The sequence below is a fragment of the Enterobacter sp. kpr-6 genome, assembly GCF_900116015.1.
Classification (GTDB): Bacteria; Pseudomonadota; Gammaproteobacteria; order Enterobacterales; family Enterobacteriaceae; genus Enterobacter_D.
The window spans coordinates 331,677-351,561 of record NZ_FOYH01000002.1 but is presented as its reverse complement, the minus strand read 5'-3'; the positions used below and the strand labels follow the sequence as shown (position 1 = coordinate 351,561).

Annotated in this window: 20 protein-coding genes and 1 tRNA gene; 9 read left to right on the top strand and 12 right to left on the bottom strand. The window is 56.0% G+C overall.

All coding sequences use genetic code 11. The features are described 5' to 3' along the window. The 3 genes from BM373_RS06370 (at position 1) to pnuC (ending at position 2,153) form a co-directional block, all read left to right on the top strand. Positions 1 to 76: transfer RNA gene (locus BM373_RS06370), tRNA-Lys, on the top strand. Between the two features lie 276 nt (positions 77 to 352). Next, positions 353 to 1,396: a quinolinate synthase NadA gene (gene nadA, locus BM373_RS06365; RefSeq protein WP_090460597.1), complete on the top strand. Its 1,044-nt coding sequence runs from the start codon at positions 353 to 355 to the stop codon at positions 1,394 to 1,396. A gap of 37 nt (positions 1,397 to 1,433) precedes the next feature. Next, positions 1,434 to 2,153, top strand: coding sequence for a nicotinamide riboside transporter PnuC (gene pnuC / locus BM373_RS06360; RefSeq protein ID WP_090460596.1), 720 nt, complete (start codon positions 1,434 to 1,436; stop codon positions 2,151 to 2,153). On the opposite strand, the gene zitB is transcribed toward pnuC, so the two are convergent. After that, positions 2,150 to 3,097, bottom strand: coding sequence for a CDF family zinc transporter ZitB (zitB, locus tag BM373_RS06355; RefSeq protein ID WP_090460595.1), 948 nt, complete (start codon positions 3,095 to 3,097; stop codon positions 2,150 to 2,152). The genes pnuC and zitB overlap by 4 nt on opposite strands. Before the next feature lie 115 nt (positions 3,098 to 3,212). Further along, a complete protein-coding gene (locus BM373_RS06350) occupies positions 3,213 to 3,629 on the bottom strand; it encodes a protein YbgS (protein WP_090460594.1) in 417 nt (138 codons plus the stop codon). A 318-nt stretch (positions 3,630 to 3,947) separates the two neighbouring features. Between BM373_RS06350 and aroG the strand changes: the two genes are divergently transcribed. Next, entirely contained in the window at positions 3,948 to 5,000 is a 1,053-nt protein-coding gene (aroG, locus tag BM373_RS06345) for a 3-deoxy-7-phosphoheptulonate synthase AroG (RefSeq protein ID WP_090460593.1), read from the top strand. A gap of 61 nt (positions 5,001 to 5,061) precedes the next feature. On the opposite strand, the gene gpmA is transcribed toward aroG, so the two are convergent. The 7 genes from gpmA to modE form a co-directional block, all read right to left on the bottom strand. Further along, a complete protein-coding gene (gene gpmA / locus BM373_RS06340) occupies positions 5,062 to 5,814 on the bottom strand; it encodes a 2,3-diphosphoglycerate-dependent phosphoglycerate mutase (protein ID WP_090460592.1) in 753 nt (250 codons plus the stop codon). Positions 5,815 to 6,028: 214 nt separating this feature from the next. After that, complete coding sequence (gene galM, locus BM373_RS06335) at positions 6,029 to 7,069, bottom strand: galactose-1-epimerase (RefSeq protein WP_090460591.1); 1,041 nt, start codon at positions 7,067 to 7,069, stop codon at positions 6,029 to 6,031. Continuing rightward, positions 7,063 to 8,211 carry a galactokinase gene (galK, locus tag BM373_RS06330; protein ID WP_090460590.1) on the bottom strand — a complete coding sequence of 383 codons (1,149 nt, stop codon included), beginning with the start codon at positions 8,209 to 8,211 and terminating at the stop codon, positions 7,063 to 7,065. The genes galM and galK overlap by 7 nt, the downstream gene beginning before the upstream one ends. A 2-nt stretch (positions 8,212 to 8,213) precedes the next feature. Next, on the bottom strand, positions 8,214 to 9,260 hold the full coding sequence (galT, locus tag BM373_RS06325) for a galactose-1-phosphate uridylyltransferase (protein WP_090460589.1): 1,047 nt from the start codon (positions 9,258 to 9,260) through the stop codon (positions 8,214 to 8,216). Positions 9,261 to 9,269: 9 nt separating this feature from the next. After that, positions 9,270 to 10,286, bottom strand: a complete 1,017-nt coding sequence (galE, locus tag BM373_RS06320; protein WP_090460588.1) for a UDP-glucose 4-epimerase GalE — start codon at positions 10,284 to 10,286, stop codon at positions 9,270 to 9,272. Positions 10,287 to 10,500: 214 nt separating this feature from the next. After that, the gene (gene modF, locus BM373_RS06315; RefSeq protein WP_090460587.1) at positions 10,501 to 11,973 is read right to left on the bottom strand and encodes a molybdate ABC transporter ATP-binding protein ModF; all 1,473 of its coding nucleotides are present in this window, start codon (positions 11,971 to 11,973) and stop codon (positions 10,501 to 10,503) included. A gap of 66 nt (positions 11,974 to 12,039) precedes the next feature. Beyond that, on the bottom strand, positions 12,040 to 12,828 hold the full coding sequence (modE, locus tag BM373_RS06310; protein ID WP_090460586.1) for a molybdenum-dependent transcriptional regulator: 789 nt from the start codon (positions 12,826 to 12,828) through the stop codon (positions 12,040 to 12,042). A gap of 128 nt (positions 12,829 to 12,956) precedes the next feature. On the opposite strand from modE, the gene BM373_RS06305 reads away from it, so the two are divergent. From BM373_RS06305 to modC, 4 genes are all read left to right on the top strand, one after another. Continuing rightward, complete coding sequence (locus tag BM373_RS06305; protein WP_090460585.1) at positions 12,957 to 13,106, top strand: AcrZ family multidrug efflux pump-associated protein; 150 nt, start codon at positions 12,957 to 12,959, stop codon at positions 13,104 to 13,106. Between the two features lie 156 nt (positions 13,107 to 13,262). Beyond that, positions 13,263 to 14,039 (top strand): molybdate ABC transporter substrate-binding protein, encoded by a 777-nt coding sequence (gene modA / locus BM373_RS06300; RefSeq protein WP_090460584.1) that lies wholly within the window; start codon positions 13,263 to 13,265, stop codon positions 14,037 to 14,039. Next, positions 14,036 to 14,725, top strand: a complete 690-nt coding sequence (gene modB, locus BM373_RS06295) for a molybdate ABC transporter permease subunit (protein ID WP_090460583.1) — start codon at positions 14,036 to 14,038, stop codon at positions 14,723 to 14,725. Before modA ends, modB begins: the two co-directional genes overlap by 4 nt. A gap of 2 nt (positions 14,726 to 14,727) precedes the next feature. Then, positions 14,728 to 15,786 carry a molybdenum ABC transporter ATP-binding protein ModC gene (gene modC, locus BM373_RS06290; RefSeq protein ID WP_090460582.1) on the top strand — a complete coding sequence of 353 codons (1,059 nt, stop codon included), beginning with the start codon at positions 14,728 to 14,730 and terminating at the stop codon, positions 15,784 to 15,786. Here modC and BM373_RS06285 read toward each other — a convergent pair whose 3' ends face one another. After that, a complete protein-coding gene (locus BM373_RS06285; protein WP_090460581.1) occupies positions 15,787 to 16,605 on the bottom strand; it encodes a pyridoxal phosphatase in 819 nt (272 codons plus the stop codon). A gap of 151 nt (positions 16,606 to 16,756) precedes the next feature. Here BM373_RS06285 and pgl point away from each other — a divergent pair, with 151 nt between their 5' ends. Next, a complete protein-coding gene (pgl, locus tag BM373_RS06280) occupies positions 16,757 to 17,752 on the top strand; it encodes a 6-phosphogluconolactonase (protein ID WP_090460580.1) in 996 nt (331 codons plus the stop codon). A gap of 211 nt (positions 17,753 to 17,963) precedes the next feature. On the opposite strand, the gene BM373_RS06275 is transcribed toward pgl, so the two are convergent. After that, a complete protein-coding gene (locus tag BM373_RS06275) occupies positions 17,964 to 19,247 on the bottom strand; it encodes a putative acyl-CoA thioester hydrolase (protein WP_090460579.1) in 1,284 nt (427 codons plus the stop codon). A gap of 114 nt (positions 19,248 to 19,361) precedes the next feature. Further along, positions 19,362 to 19,838 carry a kinase inhibitor gene (locus BM373_RS06270; RefSeq protein ID WP_090460578.1) on the bottom strand — a complete coding sequence of 159 codons (477 nt, stop codon included), beginning with the start codon at positions 19,836 to 19,838 and terminating at the stop codon, positions 19,362 to 19,364. Positions 19,839 to 19,885: the final 47 nt, after the last annotated feature.

Sequence of the window (19,885 nt, the reverse complement as noted above, 5' to 3'; positions counted from 1 at the left end):
GGGTCGTTAGCTCAGTTGGTAGAGCAGTTGACTTTTAATCAATTGGTCGCAGGTTCGAATCCTGCACGACCCACCAATTTAATATCCGCTAAGGATGTTAAACGTGAAGGATAACGTTGCAACAGCAACGGCCCGTAGGGCGAGGCGAAGCCGAGTCATCCTGCACGACCCACCACTCAATGTGAAAAAGCGCCCTAAAGGCGCTTTTTTGCTATCTGTAGTTTTAAATTCCTCACGACATTTCTCACGCTTTCCGCTATCTTGTTTAGCATATAAAACAATTATCCCGGCGTTATCTTTAAAATAGCCTGAAAATGGGTAATTCGTTCAGCTAGCCAAACGAGATTGCAAAATGAGCATAATGTTTGATCCTGAAGCAGCCATTTATCCTTTTCCACCGAAGCCGGTGCCGTTAAGCTCCGATGAAAAACAGTTTTACCGTGAAAAAATCAAGCGTCTGCTAAAAGAGCGTGATGCGGTGATGGTGGCGCACTATTACACCGATCCTGAAATTCAGCAGCTTGCAGAAGAAACGGGTGGCTGTATTTCGGACTCACTGGAGATGGCGCGCTTTGGTGCGAAACACCCAGCCTCTACGCTTCTGGTGGCGGGTGTGCGTTTTATGGGCGAAACCGCCAAAATTCTCAGCCCCGAAAAAACTATTCTGATGCCCACGCTGAACGCCGAATGTTCGCTCGATCTCGGCTGCCCCATTGATGAGTTCAATGCTTTTTGTGATGCCCACCCCGACAGAACGGTGGTGGTTTACGCCAATACCTCAGCAGCCGTCAAAGCGCGCGCCGACTGGGTGGTGACATCCAGCATCGCGGTGGAGCTGATCGAGCATCTTGACAGTCTCGGTGAGAAAATTATCTGGGCACCCGATCGTCATCTTGGCAATTATGTGCAGAAACAGACCGGAGCCGATGTGTTGTGCTGGCAGGGGGCCTGTATCGTTCACGATGAGTTTAAAACGCAGGCACTGGCCCGCATGAAAGGTCTGTACCCGGATGCCGCTATTCTTGTGCATCCTGAATCGCCGCAGGCGGTGGTTAATATGGCAGATGCCGTCGGTTCCACCAGCCAGTTGATCAATGCGGCGAAAACCCTGCCGCATAAGCAACTGATTGTCGCGACCGATCGCGGCATTTTCTACAAGATGCAGCAGGCGGTGCCGGAGAAAGAATTACTGGAAGCACCCACCGCAGGCGAAGGGGCAACCTGCCGTAGCTGTGCGCACTGTCCGTGGATGGCAATGAACGGCCTGCAGGCGATTGCACAGAGCCTTGAGAGCGGCGGGGCAGCTCATGAGGTTCATGTTGATAAGGCGCTGCGAGAGGGTGCGTTAAAGCCGTTAAACCGGATGCTGGATTTTGCGGCTACACTACATCCTTAACGGACGTTTTCTAAGTAAACAATGAGTTGAGGATAAGATGGATTTTTTTAGCACGCAAAACATCCTGGTGCATATTCCGATTGGCACGGGTGGCTATGATTTATCATGGATTGAAGCAATCGGAACGATCGCCGGATTACTCTGTATCTGGCTCGCCAGTCTGGAAAAAATCGTTAACTACGCGTTCGGTTTAGTCAACGTCACGCTCTTTGCGATCATTTTCTTCCAGATCCAGCTTTATGCCAGCCTGCTTTTGCAGCTTTTTTTCTTCGCCGCAAACATATACGGCTGGTACGCCTGGTCACGACAAACGTCGCAAAACGAAGCGGCGTTACAGATCCGCTGGCTACCGCTCCCTAAAGCGCTTGCCTGGCTTGCGGTCTGTGTTATCGCCATCGGCCTGATGACGGTGTGGATCAATCCGGTCTTTGCCTTCTTAACCCGTATTGCCGTTTCGGTAATGCAAAGCATCGGCCTTAACGTGACGATGCCGGATCTCCAGCCTGACGCTTATCCTTTCTGGGATTCCTGCATGATGGTGCTGTCGATTGTGGCAATGATCCTGATGACGCGCAAATACGTCGAAAACTGGCTGTTGTGGGTGGTGATTAACGTAATTAGCGTGGCGATCTTTACCTTGCAGGGCGTCTATGCCATGGCACTGGAATATCTGATCCTGACATTTATCGCCCTTAACGGCAGCAGGATGTGGATGAGCAGCGCCCGCGATCGAGGCTCACGCGCGCTGTCGAATTAATGGTGATGATGTACATGCCCGGACGGCTGCGCGTTTAACAGGCAGTCCGGGCCATTGCAGGGCTGATACTCCATCTGCACGGTCGCATGTTCAATATCATAATGATGGGCGAGGAAATGCTGAATGCGCCCCAGCAGGGCATCATGATCGTGGGGCGGGATCACCTGCACATGCAGCGTCATGACGGTCTTCTCACCCACCAGCCAGACGTGGATATGATGCGCATCACGCACTTCCGGGACTTCACGGCGCAGGTGCCGTTTTAACGCCGTAATATCCAGCGCCATCGGCGCACCCTCCAGCAATTCATTAACGCTTTCACGCAGCAACTGCCATGCGCTACGCAGCACCAGGCAGGAGACCAGTACCGAAAGAATCGGATCTACGGGCGTCCAGCCGGTCACCAGAATCACTACCGCCGCAATAATCGCTCCGACTGAACCAAGAAGATCGCCCAGCACGTGCAGCGCAGCGGCGCGGACATTTAGGTTGTTCTCTTCACTACCCCGATGCAAAATCCAGAAAGCCAGAAGGTTGGCAATCAGCCCGGCAATAGCGATGATCATCATGGTGATCCCGCCCACCGGCTGCGGATGCCGGAAGCGAATAATCGCTTCCCAGACGATGAATATCGTGATCACCACCAGCGCGAGAGCATTGACGAAAGCCGCAAGTGTGGTCAGGCGCATCCAGCCAAATGTATGTCTGCCGCTGGGGGGTCTACGGGAAAAATTGACCGCCAGCAGGGCGAAAAGCAGCGCGGCGGCATCAGTAAACATATGACCCGCATCGGCCAGTAAGGCCAGCGAACCGGAGACGAGGCCACCAATAATTTCCACCAGCATAAAAATCGCCGTTACGCCAAAAGCGAAAAGCAGGCGGCGGGCGTTGTTATCACCGGAGGCGGGAGGAGTTGAGTGAGAATGTGAGTGCGTGTGCGCCATGACTAGTCCGTTTTTATGCGTTATCAGCGCTTTACATCATTGCAGATTTTTTGGTTTTCGGCAGGAAAAAGTAAGGGGAGCCGAAGCTCCCCTTAGCGATCAGGATGACGTGCTATTACTGAGAAGTACCATCAGTTTTGGTGTTGGTATCGTTGTTGATGCCGTCACCGGTCTGCACTTTCTCATTGATATCCGGACATTTCCCGTCTTTACACTGGGAATTTTTGTGGATGTCATCTTTGCTCATCGTGTCACCAGATGCACTGGTGTTCGCGCTGGTAGCAGAGTCAGGGTTGCTCGGATGCAGCATTGTGCCGCCTGCCGCATTGGTGCTGCCGCTGTTGACATCAGAACCGTCAGTGTTTTTCGGCATAACATTCTGATGCGCGTCCGGTGCCATCTGGCCCGCGTCCGCCGCTGCATTCGCGCCGCCATTATTGGTCTGTGATGTAGAATCGGCTGCAAGCGCCGCGCCGCTCGCCAGCGTTAATGTGGTCGTCAGAAAAAGAGTGGCTAATTTATTCATTTTCATCATGTTGCTCCTGTTCTCGTCATTACGTTGAATTAGTCATCCAACAGTGCAGATGCGAATCAGATTCTTCGCTCAGTGGTTAAAGATGCCAAATCCAACCGGTAAGGCAGAGTGGTATCTGGCTAAAATTCAAAAACAAAGTGTTTACATTTAAAAAGTCTAGCCAGTATCTCGACGTTCGCTACCTGACGACGCTCTTTTGCGGGTTTTCAGGAATTATCCGTATCAACTGTAAAAGCCCGTTTACACTTTCTGACTGACAAGATAGATTGGGGGGATTGCAATCCTTTATATCAGTATGGCAAAGCTGGAATCCCCATGAATTATCAGAACGACGATTTGCGTATTAAAGAAATTAACGAGTTGCTCCCTCCGGTAGCGCTTCTTGAAAAATTCCCGGCCACCGAAACGGCGGCAAACACTGTTTCCCATGCCCGTAAGGCAATCCATAAAATCCTCAATGGCAACGATGACCGCCTGCTGGTGGTGATTGGCCCGTGCTCGATTCACGATCCGCTGGCCGCTAAAGAGTATGCGTCCCGCCTGCTCGCGCTTCGCGAAGCGTTAAAAGGTGAACTGGAAATCGTTATGCGGGTTTATTTTGAGAAACCGCGTACTACTGTGGGCTGGAAAGGGCTGATTAACGATCCGCACATGGATAACAGTTTCCAGATCAACGATGGCCTGCGCATCGCGCGCAAACTGCTGCTGGACATCAACGACAGCGGATTGCCTGCAGCGGGCGAGTTCCTCGACATGATCACCCCGCAGTATCTGGCAGACTTAATGAGCTGGGGTGCCATCGGCGCGCGTACTACTGAGTCGCAGGTGCACCGTGAACTCGCGTCCGGTTTGTCATGCCCGGTTGGTTTTAAAAATGGTACAGACGGCACCATTAAAGTGGCTATCGACGCCATTAACGCTGCCGGTGCGCCGCACTGCTTCCTGTCGGTCACCAAGTGGGGCCACTCTGCCATTGTAAACACCAGCGGCAACGGCGACTGCCATATCATTTTGCGCGGCGGCAAAGAGCCAAACTACAGCGCGAAACATGTGGCAGACGTGAAAACCGGTCTGGAAAAAGCGGGCCTGGCACCGCAGGTGATGATCGACTTCAGCCATGCCAACTCCAGCAAGCAGTTTAAAAAGCAGATGGACGTAGGTGCAGATGTTTGCCAGCAGGTGGCAGGCGGCGAGAAGGCGATTATCGGCGTGATGATTGAAAGCCATCTGGTCGAAGGCAATCAGAATCTGGAAAGCTGTGAGCCGCTGGTATACGGCAAGAGCGTTACCGATGCTTGTATCGGCTGGGATGACACAGACGCCCTGTTGCGCCAGTTAGCGGATGCCGTGAAAGCACGCCGCGGTTAACCCAATTTGATGCAATAAAAAAGCGCGGAAGTGTCCGCGCTTTTTTTATGGCAGCGAAAAATTACTTCGCTTTACCCTGGTTTGCGACCGCTGCGGCTTTCGCGGCGATTTCGTCGGCGTTGCCCAGGTAGTAGCGTTTCAGCGGCTTGAAGTTCTCGTCAAATTCATACACCAGCGGCACGCCGGTCGGAATGTTCAGCTCAAGAATTTCATCTTCGCTCATGTCATCAAGGAATTTCACCAGCGCACGCAGGGAGTTACCGTGAGCGGCAACGATCACACGCTCGCCAGACTTCATGCGCGGCAGAATGGATTCGTTCCAGAACGGGATCACACGTTCGATGGTCAGCGCCAGGCTTTCGGTGGTCGGCAGCTCTTTATCAGTCAGTTTCGCGTAACGCGGATCGTGGCCCGGGAAGCGCTCGTCGTCTTTGGTCAGCTCCGGCGGAGTCACTGCAAAGCCGCGACGCCATTGTTTAACCTGCTCGTCACCGTATTTCTCAGCGGTTTCCGCTTTGTTCAGACCCTGCAACGCACCGTAATGGCGTTCGTTCAGTTTCCAGGATTTCTCAACCGGCAGCCAGGCCTGGTCAAGCTCGTCAAGCACGTTCCACAGGGTGTGGATGGCACGTTTCAGAACTGAAGTGTAAGCAAAATCAAAGCTGAAGCCTTCGGCTTTAAGCAGTTTACCTGCCGCTTTTGCTTCGCTGACGCCTTTTTCGGACAGGTCAACATCGTACCAACCGGTAAAGCGGTTTTCGTTGTTCCACTGGCTTTCGCCATGACGAACCAGAACCAGCTTAGTAACAGCCATACTCTTACTCCTCCAAAAACTGATTGAATGATAACAATTCTCATTATATTGCCGTGACGAGGCCAGCGGCAACGCTTAACCTTAACCATAGCGAAAATAGTCGCCCAGTGTAAGGTGTATGTGAACCAGGGGTTATGATTTTGTCGGCAAACGGCGGTTATTTCAGCAGGATGAATAAAAAAGCCTCCGTCAGGAGGCTTTGAGAGGCGAGAATTTACGCGGGAATAAACTGGTATTCGGTCACGCTCACGTATTCATCGCCGGGGCGCAGAATGCAGTCCGGCTGTGGCCATTCCGGGTGATTCGGGCTGTCCGGTAAAAATTCGCTTTCCAGCGCCAGACCCTGCCAGGCGGAATAAGGCTGTAGCTCGCGTGACGGTGTGCCTTCAAGGAAATTCCCCGAATAGAACTGCAACGCCGGCGCGGTAGTGTAAACGGTCATTTTGAGCTTTTTATCGCTGGCCCACAGCTGCGCTGCCGGTTGCGACACATCGCCTTTGGTCTGCAACAAAAACGCGTGATCGTAGCCATTGACCTTCTTCTGATCGTCGTCCGCAAGGAAATCCTGCGCCAGCGTTTTCGGCGTGCGGAAATCAAAGCTGGTCTGCGCCACGCTTTTCAGTCCGGCCGTCGGAATGCCATCTTCACCAACCGGCAGATACTCATCCGCCAGCAGTTGCAGCGTATGTTGACGCACATCACCCTGTTCACCGTCGAGATTAAAGTAGGCGTGATTGGTCAGATTCACCGGACAGGGTTTATCTGTGGTCGCACGATACTCAATGCTGATGCGATTATCATCGGTCAGACGGAATAGGGCGCTGGCGTTAACATTACCCGGGAAGCCCTGATCGCCGTCCAGCGAGTCGATAGTAAACAGCACTTCGCGGTCATTCTGACGGGCGATACGCCAGCGGCGCTTATCAAACCCTTGCGGGCCGCCGTGCAGCTGGTTTTCGCCCTGGCTTGGCAGCAGGGTGTATTCGGTGCCGTCGAGGGTAAAACGACTGGCGGCGATGCGGTTCGCATAGCGTCCTATCGACGCGCCGAAATAGGCCGTTTGCTCCTGGTATGTCTGCGGCGTGCGGCAGCCGAGCAGGGTTTCACGCACGGAGCCGTCGGGCAGGGGCACACGCGCAGAGAGCAGCGTTGCGCCCCAGTCCATCAGTGTGACCACCATCCCCGCGCCGTTACGCAGGGTAATCAGTCGGTATGCCAGCCCGTCCGGGGCCAGCGCAGGTGTTTCGTTTAGCACTGTCCGGCCCCCTGAGATGCTTTGCACACGTAGAACGTTTCTTTGATGCCGGTTTTCGCTTCGTACTGCGCTTCCACCGCCGCTTTCACGTCTGGCACCAGCGCTTCCGGTACCAGCGCCACGATGCAGCCACCGAAGCCGCCGCCGGTCATGCGCACGCCGCCTTTATCGCCAATCGTCGCTTTCACAATCTCAACCAGGGTATCGATTTGCGGCACGGTGATTTCGAAATCATCGCGCATTGACGCGTGTGATTCAGCCATCAGTTCGCCCATGCGTTTGAGATCGCCTTTTTCCAGCGCGCTGGCGGCTTCCACGGTACGGGCATTTTCAGTCAGCACGTGACGCACGCGTTTCACCACCACCGGATCGAGTTCATGCGCCACGGCGTTGAACTGCTCAAGGGTCACGTCACGCAGGGCAGGCTGCTGGAAGAAACGCGCGCCGATTTCGCACTGCTCGCGGCGGGTGTTGTATTCGCTGCCGACCAGCGTGCGCTTGAAATTACTGTTGATGATGATCACTGCCACACCTTCCGGCATGGACACCGCTTTGGTGCCGAGGGTGCGGCAGTCAAGCAGCAGGGCATGACCCTCTTTGCCAAGCGCGGAAATCAGTTGATCCATAATGCCGCAGTTGCAGCCGACGAACTGGTTTTCCGCTTCCTGCCCGTTAAGCGCAATCTGCGCGCCATCGAGGGGCAGATGATAAAGCTGCTGGAACAGGGTACCGACCGCCACTTCCAGCGAGGCGGAAGAACTCAGTCCCGCACCCTGCGGCACGTTGCCGCTAATCACCAGATCCGCGCCACCAAAGCTGTTGTCGCGCTGTTGCAGGTGTTTCACCACGCCACGCACATAGTTTGACCACTGCTGGCTGTCGTGAGCGAGAATCGGCGCATCAAGAGAAAATTCGTCGATCTGATTATCGTAATCGGCGGCAATGACGCGCACTGTACGGTCAGGGCGCGTTGCTGCGCTAATGACCGTCTGGTAATCAATGGCGCAGGGCAGCACAAAACCGTCGTTGTAATCGGTGTGTTCACCAATGAGATTCACGCGGCCCGGAGCCTGAATCGTGTGCGTTGCAGGGTAACCGAACTTTTCAGCAAACAGAGATTGTGTTTTTTCTTTCAGACTCATTATCAGACTCCAGATTCGCGAAAATGAATATCACTGACCGCGCGCAGACGCTCAGCGGCTTGTTCCGCCGTCAGATCGCGCTGCGTTTCTGCCAGCATTTCATAGCCGACCATAAACTTACGCACGGTGGCGGAGCGCAGCAGCGGCGGATAGAAATGCGCGTGCAACTGCCAGTGTGAATTCTCTTCACCGTTAAACGGCGCGCCGTGCCAGCCCATTGAGTAGGGGAATGAGCACTGGAACAGGTTGTCGTAACGGCTGGTTAATTTCTTCAGGCACAGGGCCAGATCGCTTTGCTGCTCATCGCTGAGATCGGTGATGCGCAGAACGTGGGCTTTCGGCAGCAGCAGTGTTTCAAACGGCCACGCCGCCCAGTAAGGCACCACGGCGAGCCAGTGCTCGGTTTCCACCACCGTGCGGCTGCCGTCGGCCTGCTCGCGCTTCACGTAATCAAGCAGCATTGGTGAACCCTGCTCGGCGAAATACGCTTTTTGCAGACGATCTTCGCGCTCGACTTCATTGGGCAGAAAACTGTTCGCCCAGACCTGGCCGTGCGGATGCGGGTTGGAGCAGCCCATCGCCGCGCCTTTGTTTTCAAACACCTGCACCCAGGGGTAAGTCTGGCCCAGATCGGCGGTTTGCGCCTGCCAGGTTTTAACCACGTCGGTCAGGGCGTCGAGGCTTAATTCCGGCAGCGTTTTGCTGTGATCCGGCGAGAAGCAGATCACCCGGCTGACGCCGCGCGCGCTCTGGGAACGCATCAGCGGATCGTCGCTTTCCGGCGCGTCCGGGGTGTCGCTCATCAGTGCGGCAAAGTCGTTAGTAAAGACGAACGTGCCGGTGTACTGCGGGTTTTTGTCGCCCGTCACGCGGGTATTACCGGGACACAGGAAGCAGTCAGGATCGTGCGCAGGCAGTTTTTCCTGCGACGCGGTTTCCTGTGCGCCCTGCCACGGACGTTTGGCGCGGTGCGGTGAAACTAAAATCCATTGCCCGGTGAGGGGGTTGTAACGGCGATGCGGGTGATCGACCGGATTAAATTGCGTCATCACAAGTCCTTAATCTGCATAACCCTGCGGGTGGCGGGACTGCCAGCGCCAGGTATCTTCTGCCATCTCTTCAAGCGTGCGGGTAACCCGCCAGTTCAGTTCTTTGTCAGCGCGGCTGGCGTCGGCCCAGTAAGCCGGTAAATCCCCCTCGCGGCGCGGGGCAAAATGGTAGCTCACCGGTTTGCCGCAGGCTTTGCTGAACGCGTTAACCACGTCGAGTACGCTGTGGCCTACGCCCGCGCCGAGGTTATAAATGTGCACCCCGGCTTTGCCTGCTAACTGTTGCATCGCAGCGACGTGACCGTCGGCCAGATCCATGACGTGAATATAATCGCGCACGCCAGTGCCATCTTCCGTAGGGTAGTCGTTACCGAAAATCGCCAGCGATTCCCGGCGGCCCACCGCGACCTGTGCGATGTACGGCATCAAATTGTTCGGGATGCCCTGCGGATCTTCGCCCATGTCGCCTGACGGATGGGCACCTACCGGATTGAAGTAGCGCAGCAGGGCGATGCTCCAGTCCGGCTGCGCTATTTGCAGGTCGGTAAGAATTTGCTCAACCATCAGCTTGCTTTTGCCGTAGGGACTTTGCGGCGTCCCGGTCGGGAAACTTTCGGCGTAAGGGATTTTTGGCTGATCGCCGTAGACGGTAGCCGACGAGCTAAAGATGAAATTTTTGACGTTGGCCGCACGCATGGCGCTGATTAACCGCAGGGTGCCGTTGACGTTGTTGTCATAGTATTCGAGCGGCCTGGCGACTGATTCGCCGACGGCTTTCAGACCGGCAAAGTGGATCACGGTATCAATGGCGTGATCGTGCAGGATTTCCGTCATCAATGCTTCGTTACGAATGTCGCCTTCGATAAAGGTGGCAGATTTCCCGCCGAGGCGTTCCAGCACCGGCAGCACGCTGCGCTTACTGTTACACAAGTTGTCGAGAATAATGACGTCGTGACCGCTTTGCAGCAGTTGAACACAGGTATGACTGCCAATGTAACCGCTACCACCTGTTACCAGAACTCGCATGATGCACTCCATTAGGCGTATGTTATGAAATAAAGATAGCATATCAAAGAAGGCAAAACTGTGACATGCGCTAAAAGAGTGGAATCGTTTACACTCCGCGTTTTCCCGCCAGCATAGCGGGAAGAGAGCATGATAAATCAATAAGATAAGTGAGCGCTGTTGCTAAAAGTCTGAAAGTGCCCGGCCAGGATGCCGGGCCTGTTACATGGGGCGGTTAACTGAGGCGATCAAGCTGGTAGCGATACGTCTCGCCATTGGGGACAAACTCCAGCCGGTGCGTAATGCAGGCGGGCGCATCTTCGGCGTGATGCGAGACAAACAGTAGCTGGGTTTCGCCTTCGCTAATCAGCACATCGACAAAGCGGCGCACAAGCTGGCGGTTCAGCGGGTCCAGCCCCTGCAAAGGCTCATCGAGAATTAACAGCGTCGGGTGCTTCACCAGCGCACGTACGATCAGCGCCAGCCGCTGCTGTCCCCAGGAGAGGCTGTGAAACGGCGCGTCGGCAGTGCGGGCATCAAAGCCCAGAATATCCAGCCACGCCTGCGCAAGTTTGTGCTGCTTGTCCGACACCGCCTGATAGATACCGATGGAGTCAAAATAGCCGGACAGGATCACGTTGCGCACATTGGTGCTGACCCGGTAATCGAGATGCAGACTGCTGCTGACATAGCCGATGTGTTTTTTAATATCCCAGATGGTTTCTCCGCTGCCGCGCCGCACGCCAAACAGCGTTAAATCGTTGCTGTAGCCCTGCGGATGATCGCCGGTAATCAGATTCAGCAGCGTCGATTTTCCCGCCCCGTTAGGGCCGACAATCTGCCAGTGTTCACCGGGATTTACCGTCCAGCTCAGGTGATCGATGATCGCCCGATCGTTATAGGACACCACGCCATCGTTGAGCACAATGCGCGGCGCGTCGGCGGGCAGAGAGTGGCGGGCCGACGGTGCATCCGGTTCCGGCAGCGCAATCCCCGCGAGGCGCTCACTGTGTGCCAGTTGCGCAATTAACGCCTGTTGCAGCAGGGCTGATTTTTCGCCGGTTTCTGTCAGCGTGCAATCCACCAGCACGCCCGCGTACTGCACAAAATCCGGGATCTCATCGAAGCGGTTAAGCACCAGCGCAAGTGTGATCCCCTGCGCGTTGAGGCTTTCCAGCATCTCCGCAAGCTGACGGCGCGAGGCGACGTCCAGCCCGTCGAAAGGCTCATCGAGGATCAGCAGTTCAGGCTGCGACATCAGCGCCTGGCAGAGCAGGGTTTTGCGGGTTTCGCCCGTTGAAAGGTATTTAAAGCGGCGATCAAGCAGGCCGCTGATGCCGAACTGCGCGGCAAGTTCAGCGCAGCGGGCGGGATCGTTAATCTCATCCTGGATGATTTCAGCGGTCGTGCGCCCGGTATCGTCCTCGCCTGGGCCCTGTAAATCGGTGTTGTTGCGCTGCCACTCATCGCTCACCAGCTTTTGTAGCTGTTCGAAAGACAGACGCGTGACGCGGGTGAGCGGGCAGTGGCGTTCGCCCTTGAGCAGCGTTAACTCGCCTGCGAGGGCGCGGGCCAGCGCCGATTTTCCACTTCCGTTCGTCCCCACAAAGGCCCAGCTCTCGCCCGCATTTAAGCGAAGTTCAGCCACCTGTAAGGTGCGGGTATCGCTAAGACGAAACGTGCCTTGCGAAATATGCAATACTGACATGTTGTATCCCGTTTTTTGCAGCAGTGATCCACAGAAATACGTGCTGACCGGGCGAATGTCAATCTCTTAGCATAAGGTCGCGATAATCAGCTTATCGGCGTCAAAATAGGCGATCACTTCACTGTTTTCTTCTAAATCGTTCGCCTCATCAACCGGCAGGGTGGCGCACAGCGTTTGCCCGTCGGCGAGCCGCATCAGCACTTCGCACTGCGCTTCGCCGCGTTCAATATGGGTGACGGTGGCGGCAAGCTGGTTATCGGCGTGCGCAGCCACAGTGGGGTCCTGCGTCACGTTTACCCACGGTGCTTTCAGCAACACCAGCACTTCTTTGCCTTCATCAAGGCCGAGCCGTTCGCCGCTTTGCGCTGTGATCGCCACCGTCAGGCGGGTAGTGCCGTCGTTGAGTAACACATCCACGTGCTGCTGAACCTGCTGGTGGTCGCGGCGGGTAATGGTGCCGAACCACTGATTACGCGCGCTGGTTTGCAGGGAAAAGCGGGAAATCGCCGCCAGCAGGCTGTCTAAGGGCAGGGTGTCGTCATGGCTTAACACATCGAAGGCTTTTTGCTGAATTTGCGCCAGCAGATCATGGAGTTCGATCAGGCGCTGACCGTAACGGGTCAGGATCGCGCCGCCGCCGCCTTTGCCGCCCGTGGCGCGCTCCACCAGCGTCTGCTCGCTCAGTTGATTCATTTCGTTGATCGCATCCCAGGCGCTTTTATAGCTGATCCCGGCATTCTTCGCGCCCTGGCTTATTGAGCCGGTTTCGGCTATTTGTTTAAGCAGAGAAATACGGCGTGGATCGGCAAACAGCCGCCCGGAAAGCTTAAGGGTAAGAAGGATTTCGGCCTGCATATCAAGCTCCTGGCAAAAAGGCTATTGTGAAGGAATCTGCCCGCCACGCAATCTGCATCGCACAAAAGGGGCGTGTGTTTTTGTGTGATCCGGTTAGAATACCCGCTTCACTTTATCTGGAGTCCACCATGTTCGAATTACTCAAAAGCCTGGCATTCGCGGTCATCATGGTACCTGTGGTCATGGCTGTCATCCTCGGTCTGATCTATGGCCTCGGTGAAGTCTTTAACGTTTTTTCTGGCATTGGCCACAAAGACAAATCCAGACAGTCACACTGATTTTTACAGCGCCCGCCTTATGCGGGCGTTTTGCTTTTTGCCTCCTCATTTTCTTTCCCACCGGTCGTTAACTCTTAAGCGGTAGCAATTAACCCTGTGAAACGCTTCGACTTGTCGTTATATTAAAAAGTATATAACGCAACTTCGGAGAACATCATGGCACGTCATTCATTACGCCTGCTGGCAGGCGCAGTACTCTCCCTTTCCCTCAGCGGATACGCGCTGGCCGACAACGCGAAAATCACCGTATTCGCCGCCGCCTCGCTGACCAACGCGATGCAGGACATTGCCACTCAGTATAAAAAAGAGAAAAACGTTGAGGTCGTCTCCTCGTTTGCGTCTTCTTCCACCCTCGCGCGTCAGATCGAAGCGGGTGCGCCTGCGGATCTTTTTATCTCAGCCGACCAGAAGTGGATGGATTACGCGGTGGAGAAAAAAAGTATCGATACCGCTAGTCGTGAGACGCTGCTCGGCAACAGTCTGGTGGTGGTCGCTCCCAAAAGCAGCGCGCAGGGCGATATCACCATTAACGAGAAAACCAACTGGACCCGCCTGTTAAACGGTGGACGTCTGGCGGTGGGCGACCCGGAACACGTTCCGGCGGGGATTTATGCCAAAGAAGCGTTACAAAAACTGGGTGCCTGGGATACGCTGTCGCCTGCCCTGGCTCCGGCGGAAGATGTGCGCGGCGCACTGGCGTTAGTTGAGCGCAGCGAAGCCCCGCTCGGCATCGTTTACGGTTCCGATGCGGTCGCCAGCAAAGGCGTAAAAGTGGTTGGCACCTTCCCGGAAGATTCACACAAAAAAGTGGAATACCCGCTGGCGATAGTTGAGGGGCATAAAAACGCAACGGTAAGCGCGTTTTATGAATACTTGAAAGGCCCGCAGGCTTCCGAAATCTTTAAACGTTATGGATTTACGACGCACGAATGATATTGACCGATCCTGAATGGCAGGCTGTTTTTCTCAGCCTGAAAGTCTCATCCCTGGCAGTGCTGTTCAGTTTGCCCTTTGGGATCTTCTTCGCCTGGCTGCTGGTGCGCTGCACCTTTCCGGGCAAAGCGCTGCTCGACAGCCTGCTGCATCTCCCGCTGGTGTTACCGCCGGTGGTGGTGGGCTACCTGCTGCTGATCGCCATGGGGCGACGCGGGGTGATTGGCGGCTGGCTGTATGACACGTTCGGCATCACCTTTGCCTTTAGCTGGCGCGGCGCGGTTCTGGCGGCGGCGGTGATGTCATTCCCGCTGATGGTGCGGGCGATCCGCCTCGGTCTTGAGGGCGTCGATCTCAGGCTCGAACAGGCAGCGCGTACGCTCGGGGCAGGGCGCTGGCGGGTGTTTTGCACCATTACGCTGCCGTTGACGCTGCCGGGCATTATCGTCGGCACCGTGCTGGCCTTTGCCCGCTCGCTGGGCGAATTCGGCGCGACCATTACCTTCGTTTCCAATATTCCCGGCGAAACCCGCACCATTCCCTCCGCCATGTATACCCTGATCCAGACCCCCGGCGGCGAAAGCGCGGCGGCACGGCTGTGCATCATTTCCATTGTGCTGGCGCTGATTTCACTGCTGGTCTCCGAGTGGCTGGCGCGCCTTAGCCGCGAACGGACGGGGAGATAACCATGCTGGAACTTCATTTCAGCCAGACGCTGGGCGATCACTGTTTACGCGTTGATGAAACGCTGCCCGCGCGCGGCATTACCGCGATATTTGGCGTCTCCGGGGCGGGTAAAACCTCGCTTATCAACGCCATCAGCGGCCTGACGCGCCCGCAGCAGGGGCGCATCGTACTCAATGACCGGGTGCTGAACGACGCGGAAAAGGGCATCTGCCTGCCGCCGGAAAAGCGGCGCATCGGCTACGTCTTTCAGGATGCGCGCCTGTTCCCGCACTACAAAGTGCGCGGCAATCTGCGCTACGGAATGGCGAAAAGCATGGCCGGGCAGTTTGACAAGCTGGTGGCGCTGCTCGGCATTGAACACCTGCTTGAACGTCTGCCGGGAAGTCTCTCCGGCGGCGAAAAACAGCGCGTGGCAATTGGCCGGGCGCTGCTCACCGCCCCGGAACTGTTACTACTCGACGAGCCGCTGGCCTCGCTGGATATCCCCCGCAAGCGTGAACTGCTGCCTTACCTGCAACGGCTGGCGCGTGAAATCAACATTCCGATGCTCTATGTCAGTCATTCGCTGGATGAAATTCTCCATCTGGCAGACAAAGTGATGGTGCTGGAAGCGGGCGAGGTCAAAGCTTTTGGTACGCTGGAAGCGGTCTGGGGAAGCCGGGTGATGAACCCGTGGCTGCCCGCCGATCAGCAAAGCAGCGTGCTCACGGTGAGCATTCTGGAACATCACCCTCATTATGCGATGACTGCGCTGGCGCTCGGCGATCAGCATCTGTGGGTGAACAGGCAGGACCTGCCGCAGCACACCGCGCTGCGCATTCGCATTCAGGCCACGGATGTGTCGCTGGTGCTCCAGCCGCCGGTGAACAGCAGCATCCGTAACGTGCTGCGGGCGAAAGTGGTGCAGTGTCTGGATGATAACGGGCAGGTGGAAGTGCAACTGGATGTCGGTGGGCGCACGCTGTGGGCGCGCATCAGCCCCTGGGCCAGGGATGAACTCGGCATCAAACCCGGCCTGTGGCTGTACGCGCAAATCAAAAGCGTATCGATTACCGCCTGATCACAACAAATGGCTGTACAGATAGTCGGCGATGGCATCGGTGGTGTTGTCGCCGATCACCACATCCGCGCGGGCTTTTACCGCTTCTTCGGCATTGCCCATCGCCACGCCGGTGCCGGCCGCTTCCAGCATACTGATATCATTAAAGTTATCACCAAAGGCCACCACGTCCTGCATGGTCATTCCCTGTGAGGCGACCCACTGCGCCAGCCGCATCCCTTTGCTGTTGCCGCGACGGGCGATATCCACCTGATCGTGCCAGGAACGCTCGCACTCCAGCCCCAGCGTCTGCTCCACGTGCAGGGCAAAAGCGTTGAGTTTATCGCTGTTTTCATCGGTCAGCGCAAATTTCCAGATGGCGTTTACTTCTGTCGCCGTCTGCGCCAGCGAATCCACCTGAGTAAAGGTCGGACGCTGGGCAACCGGCAGTCGCAGCGACCAGTCGCGGGTGCGCAACACATGACCGGTCGGCTGTTCGTAAACCATCGCTTCGTCCACATACATCAGCGCGTGAACGTTATGCTCATTGAGCAGCTCAATGAGTTGCAGCGCCTGATCAACCGGCAGCGGATCGGATTCAATGACCTTTTTTGCATGATAATCATACGAATAAGTGCCATTACAACAAATTGCAGGTGTATCGAGAGCCAGTGCCTGATAAAAAGGATGAATAGCAACATGATGCCGACCAGTAACAATGACCGGCAAAAACCCGGCCTCTTTTGCGCGAGCCAGTGCGTTAAGTGAAGCGGGTAACAGGGTTTTGGCGGGGGTCAGCAGGGTGCCGTCTAAATCCAGAGCAATAACTCGCGGGGTCATGTCGTATTCCATAGTAAGTGAGAATTTTACTGGCGGAATGGTACACCCGTCGGGGCGTCGGGCAAAATCCGCGCGCAGAAACTCAGCATTCACCGTTAAAAAAGACTATCCTGGTATTTTACTTCACCGCTTTGTGATGAAAGGAGTATTCATGAAACAAACCGTTTATACCGCCAGCCCGGAAAGCCAGCAAATCCACGTCTGGCGTCTGAACCCGGAAGGCACGCTGACGCTGGTTCAGGTCGTTGATGTGCCAGGCCAGGTGCAGCCGATGGTCGTAAGCCCGGACAAGCGCTTTCTCTACGTTGGCGTGCGCCCGGAGTTTCGCGTGCTGGCCTACCGTATCTCTCCGGAAGATGGCGCGCTGACCTTCACCGCCGAAGCGCCACTGCCGGGCAGCCCGACGCACATTTCCACCGACCACAGCGGGCGTTTCCTGTTCAGCGGTTCCTATAACGCAGGCTGTGTGAGCGTGACGCGTCTGGATGACGGTTTACCGGGTGAAACGGTAGAAGTGGTTGAAGGGCTGGAAGGCTGCCACTCGGCGAATATCTCCCCGGACAACCGCACACTGTGGGTCCCCGCCCTGAAGCAGGACCGTATCTGCCTGTTTACCCTGGGCAATGACGGCAAGCTGACCGCGCAGGAGCCGGGCGAAGTGACCACCGTGGAAGGTGCCGGTCCGCGTCACATTGCTTTCCATCCGAATGAACAGTACGCCTACTGCGTGAACGAACTGAACAGCAGCGTGGACGTCTGGCAACTGAGCAACCCGCACGGGCAGATCGAATGCGTGCAGACGCTGGATATGATGCCTGCCGGATTCATGGACACCCGCTGGGCGGCCGATATCCACATCACCCCGGACGGACGCCATCTCTACGCCTGCGACCGCACGGCGAGCGTAATCACCGTCTTCAGCGTCTCCGAAGATGGCAGCGTGCTGGCAGTGGAAGGCCATCAGCCGACCGAAACGCAGCCGCGCGGCTTTAACGTTGATCACAGCGGTAAGTTCCTGATTGCAGCCGGACAGAAATCGCACCATATCGCGCTGTATGAAATTCAGGGCGTGCAGGGGCTGTTAGAAGAGAAGGGACGTTATGCGGTAGGCGAAGGCCCGATGTGGGTGGTGGTGAACGCGTACTAAAAAGGTCACCCTCACCCTAACCCTTTCCCTGAGGGAGAGGGAACAGATCGAGCTCGGGGTGAGGGCTTGCTTTTCCCCCTATCCCTCAACGAGAGAGTCGGAGTGAGGGTGTTGCTTTCCCCCTCTCACTCAGTCAGAGAGTCGGAGTGAGGGTGATGCTTTTCTCCCTCTCCCTGAGGGAGAGGGCCGGGGTGAGGGTGAACCTAAAAAATTACTTCTTCGGCTCTGCCACAACCTGGCTGCCTACGCCGCGGTTGTTGAACTCCCACATACGGTTAAAGCTGGCGTCGTTCAGGTCACGCGTCACGTTTCCTTTATCGTCCACCGAACCGGTATTCCCGGCAAACGCGCGCTGGCTACCTGCTGCTGCACCCCATGGTTTCGCCATGTTAAAGCCTTCGTTGATCATGCTGTCGCGGATCACAACCTGACCGTTAGTCGCTGAATCCACATCCAGTGAACGACCCAGTTGCGCCACACCGTCACCGGCAGCGGTAAAGGTGCTGTTCACTGCGAGGAAGCCATAGTAGACGTTCGCCAGCGTTGCCGGGGCAAACACGTAGCCTTCCTGCTGAGTGCGCGAGTTCACTACGCGGAAATCGGTCTTATCAAAGACCACCGCGCCGCGACCAGCGACCAGATCCACGTCGCCTTCAACATAGCTGTCAGTTACCAGCGTGCGGGTCTGGCGATCGTTACGCAGGGTGTTATCCACGCTGCTGTTGGTCACGAAGAAGGTGTTCTGACGGCCAAGCAGGTTAACCTTGTTAAGCTGCACTTTATCACCATCGCTGCGCAGCGCCACCGCCTGGTGATTCCCCGCATCGACGCTGTCGCCGAGGCTGTTCTGGATGGTCAGGTTCTGCAATTGCAGACCGTTGTTTTGCGACCAGAATACCGCTGAGCACATCACGCCCACTGTCGCGCTACGCTTGCTCTGGCAGGAGTCGAACATGTACCAGGCGGGTTTGCCAGGCATATATTTCCCGGCCGGGTTGACCAGGCGACGCCAGGTGGTGCCGTCAATTTCAGAATCGATGGCCAGACCAATTTTCACATCAATGGCTTTCTCGCCCAGACCATAAATAGTCACGCTGCCCGGTGCGGCCGGAACATATACCGTGCCTTCATATTCACCCGGCTGGATGGCGATGTACTGACGCTCGCTGGTGTGTTTATTGATGGCGGCATCAACCGCAGCCTGAATGGTGGTGTGCGTCACACCCTGACCACCCGCCGGGCCGACAACGAAATTCGGCTGCGCAGGCAGGCGAATCGCGGACGGATTCCATGGGGCGGCATTGGCATCTTTCGACGCAAAGTAGTGCGTCTGCACAAAATTCTGCGCTTCATTACCAGACAGAACCGGGCGCGCGGCGGTGCCAGGCGCAGTTTGTGTGGAAGGAAGCTGGTCCGGTGGCGTTGAGCTGCATGCAGTCAGTGTCACGCCAAAAGCCAGTGCCAGCGTCAGACGGGAAACCGAAAATGTGTTCAAGAGGTGCTCCAGGCTTAACAGGTTAAAGTGAATTCCTTAGAAGCCTGCTTTTTTATACTAAGTTGAGCGAAACGGGAAGCCGATTGTTTAAATCGGCTTCAATATTATGAATATTTAGCTGAACATCGCAGTGATGGATGCGCGGTCAAGGGAGTGAAAATGGACGTTAAAGCCGACCATCGCGCCGCTGGCGTTTTCATCGACCTCAATCCGTTCCACATCCAGCGCATGCACAGTGAAGATGTAGCGGTGAGTTTCCCCTTTCGGCGGTGCCGCGCCGCCGTAGCCCGCTTTACCGAAATCGGTGCGCGTCTCAATGGCTCCTTCGGGCAGGGCGACCAGCGACGAACCGGAGCCTTGCGGCAGCACGCGGGTATCGGCGGGTAAATTTGCCACAATCCAGTGCCACCAGCCGGAGCCGGTCGGCGCATCGGGATCGTAGCAGGTGACGACAAAACTTTTCGTTCCGGCAGGCACGTCATCCCAGGCCAGATGCGGTGAAATATTGTCGCCATCGTAGCCCATGCCGTTAAACACATGGCGGTGCGGGAGTTTTTCACCCTCGCGCAAATCCTGACTGATAATTTTCATCCTCGCTCCTGTCTTGATATGGATAGGTAAAACGTTATCAGCATAGC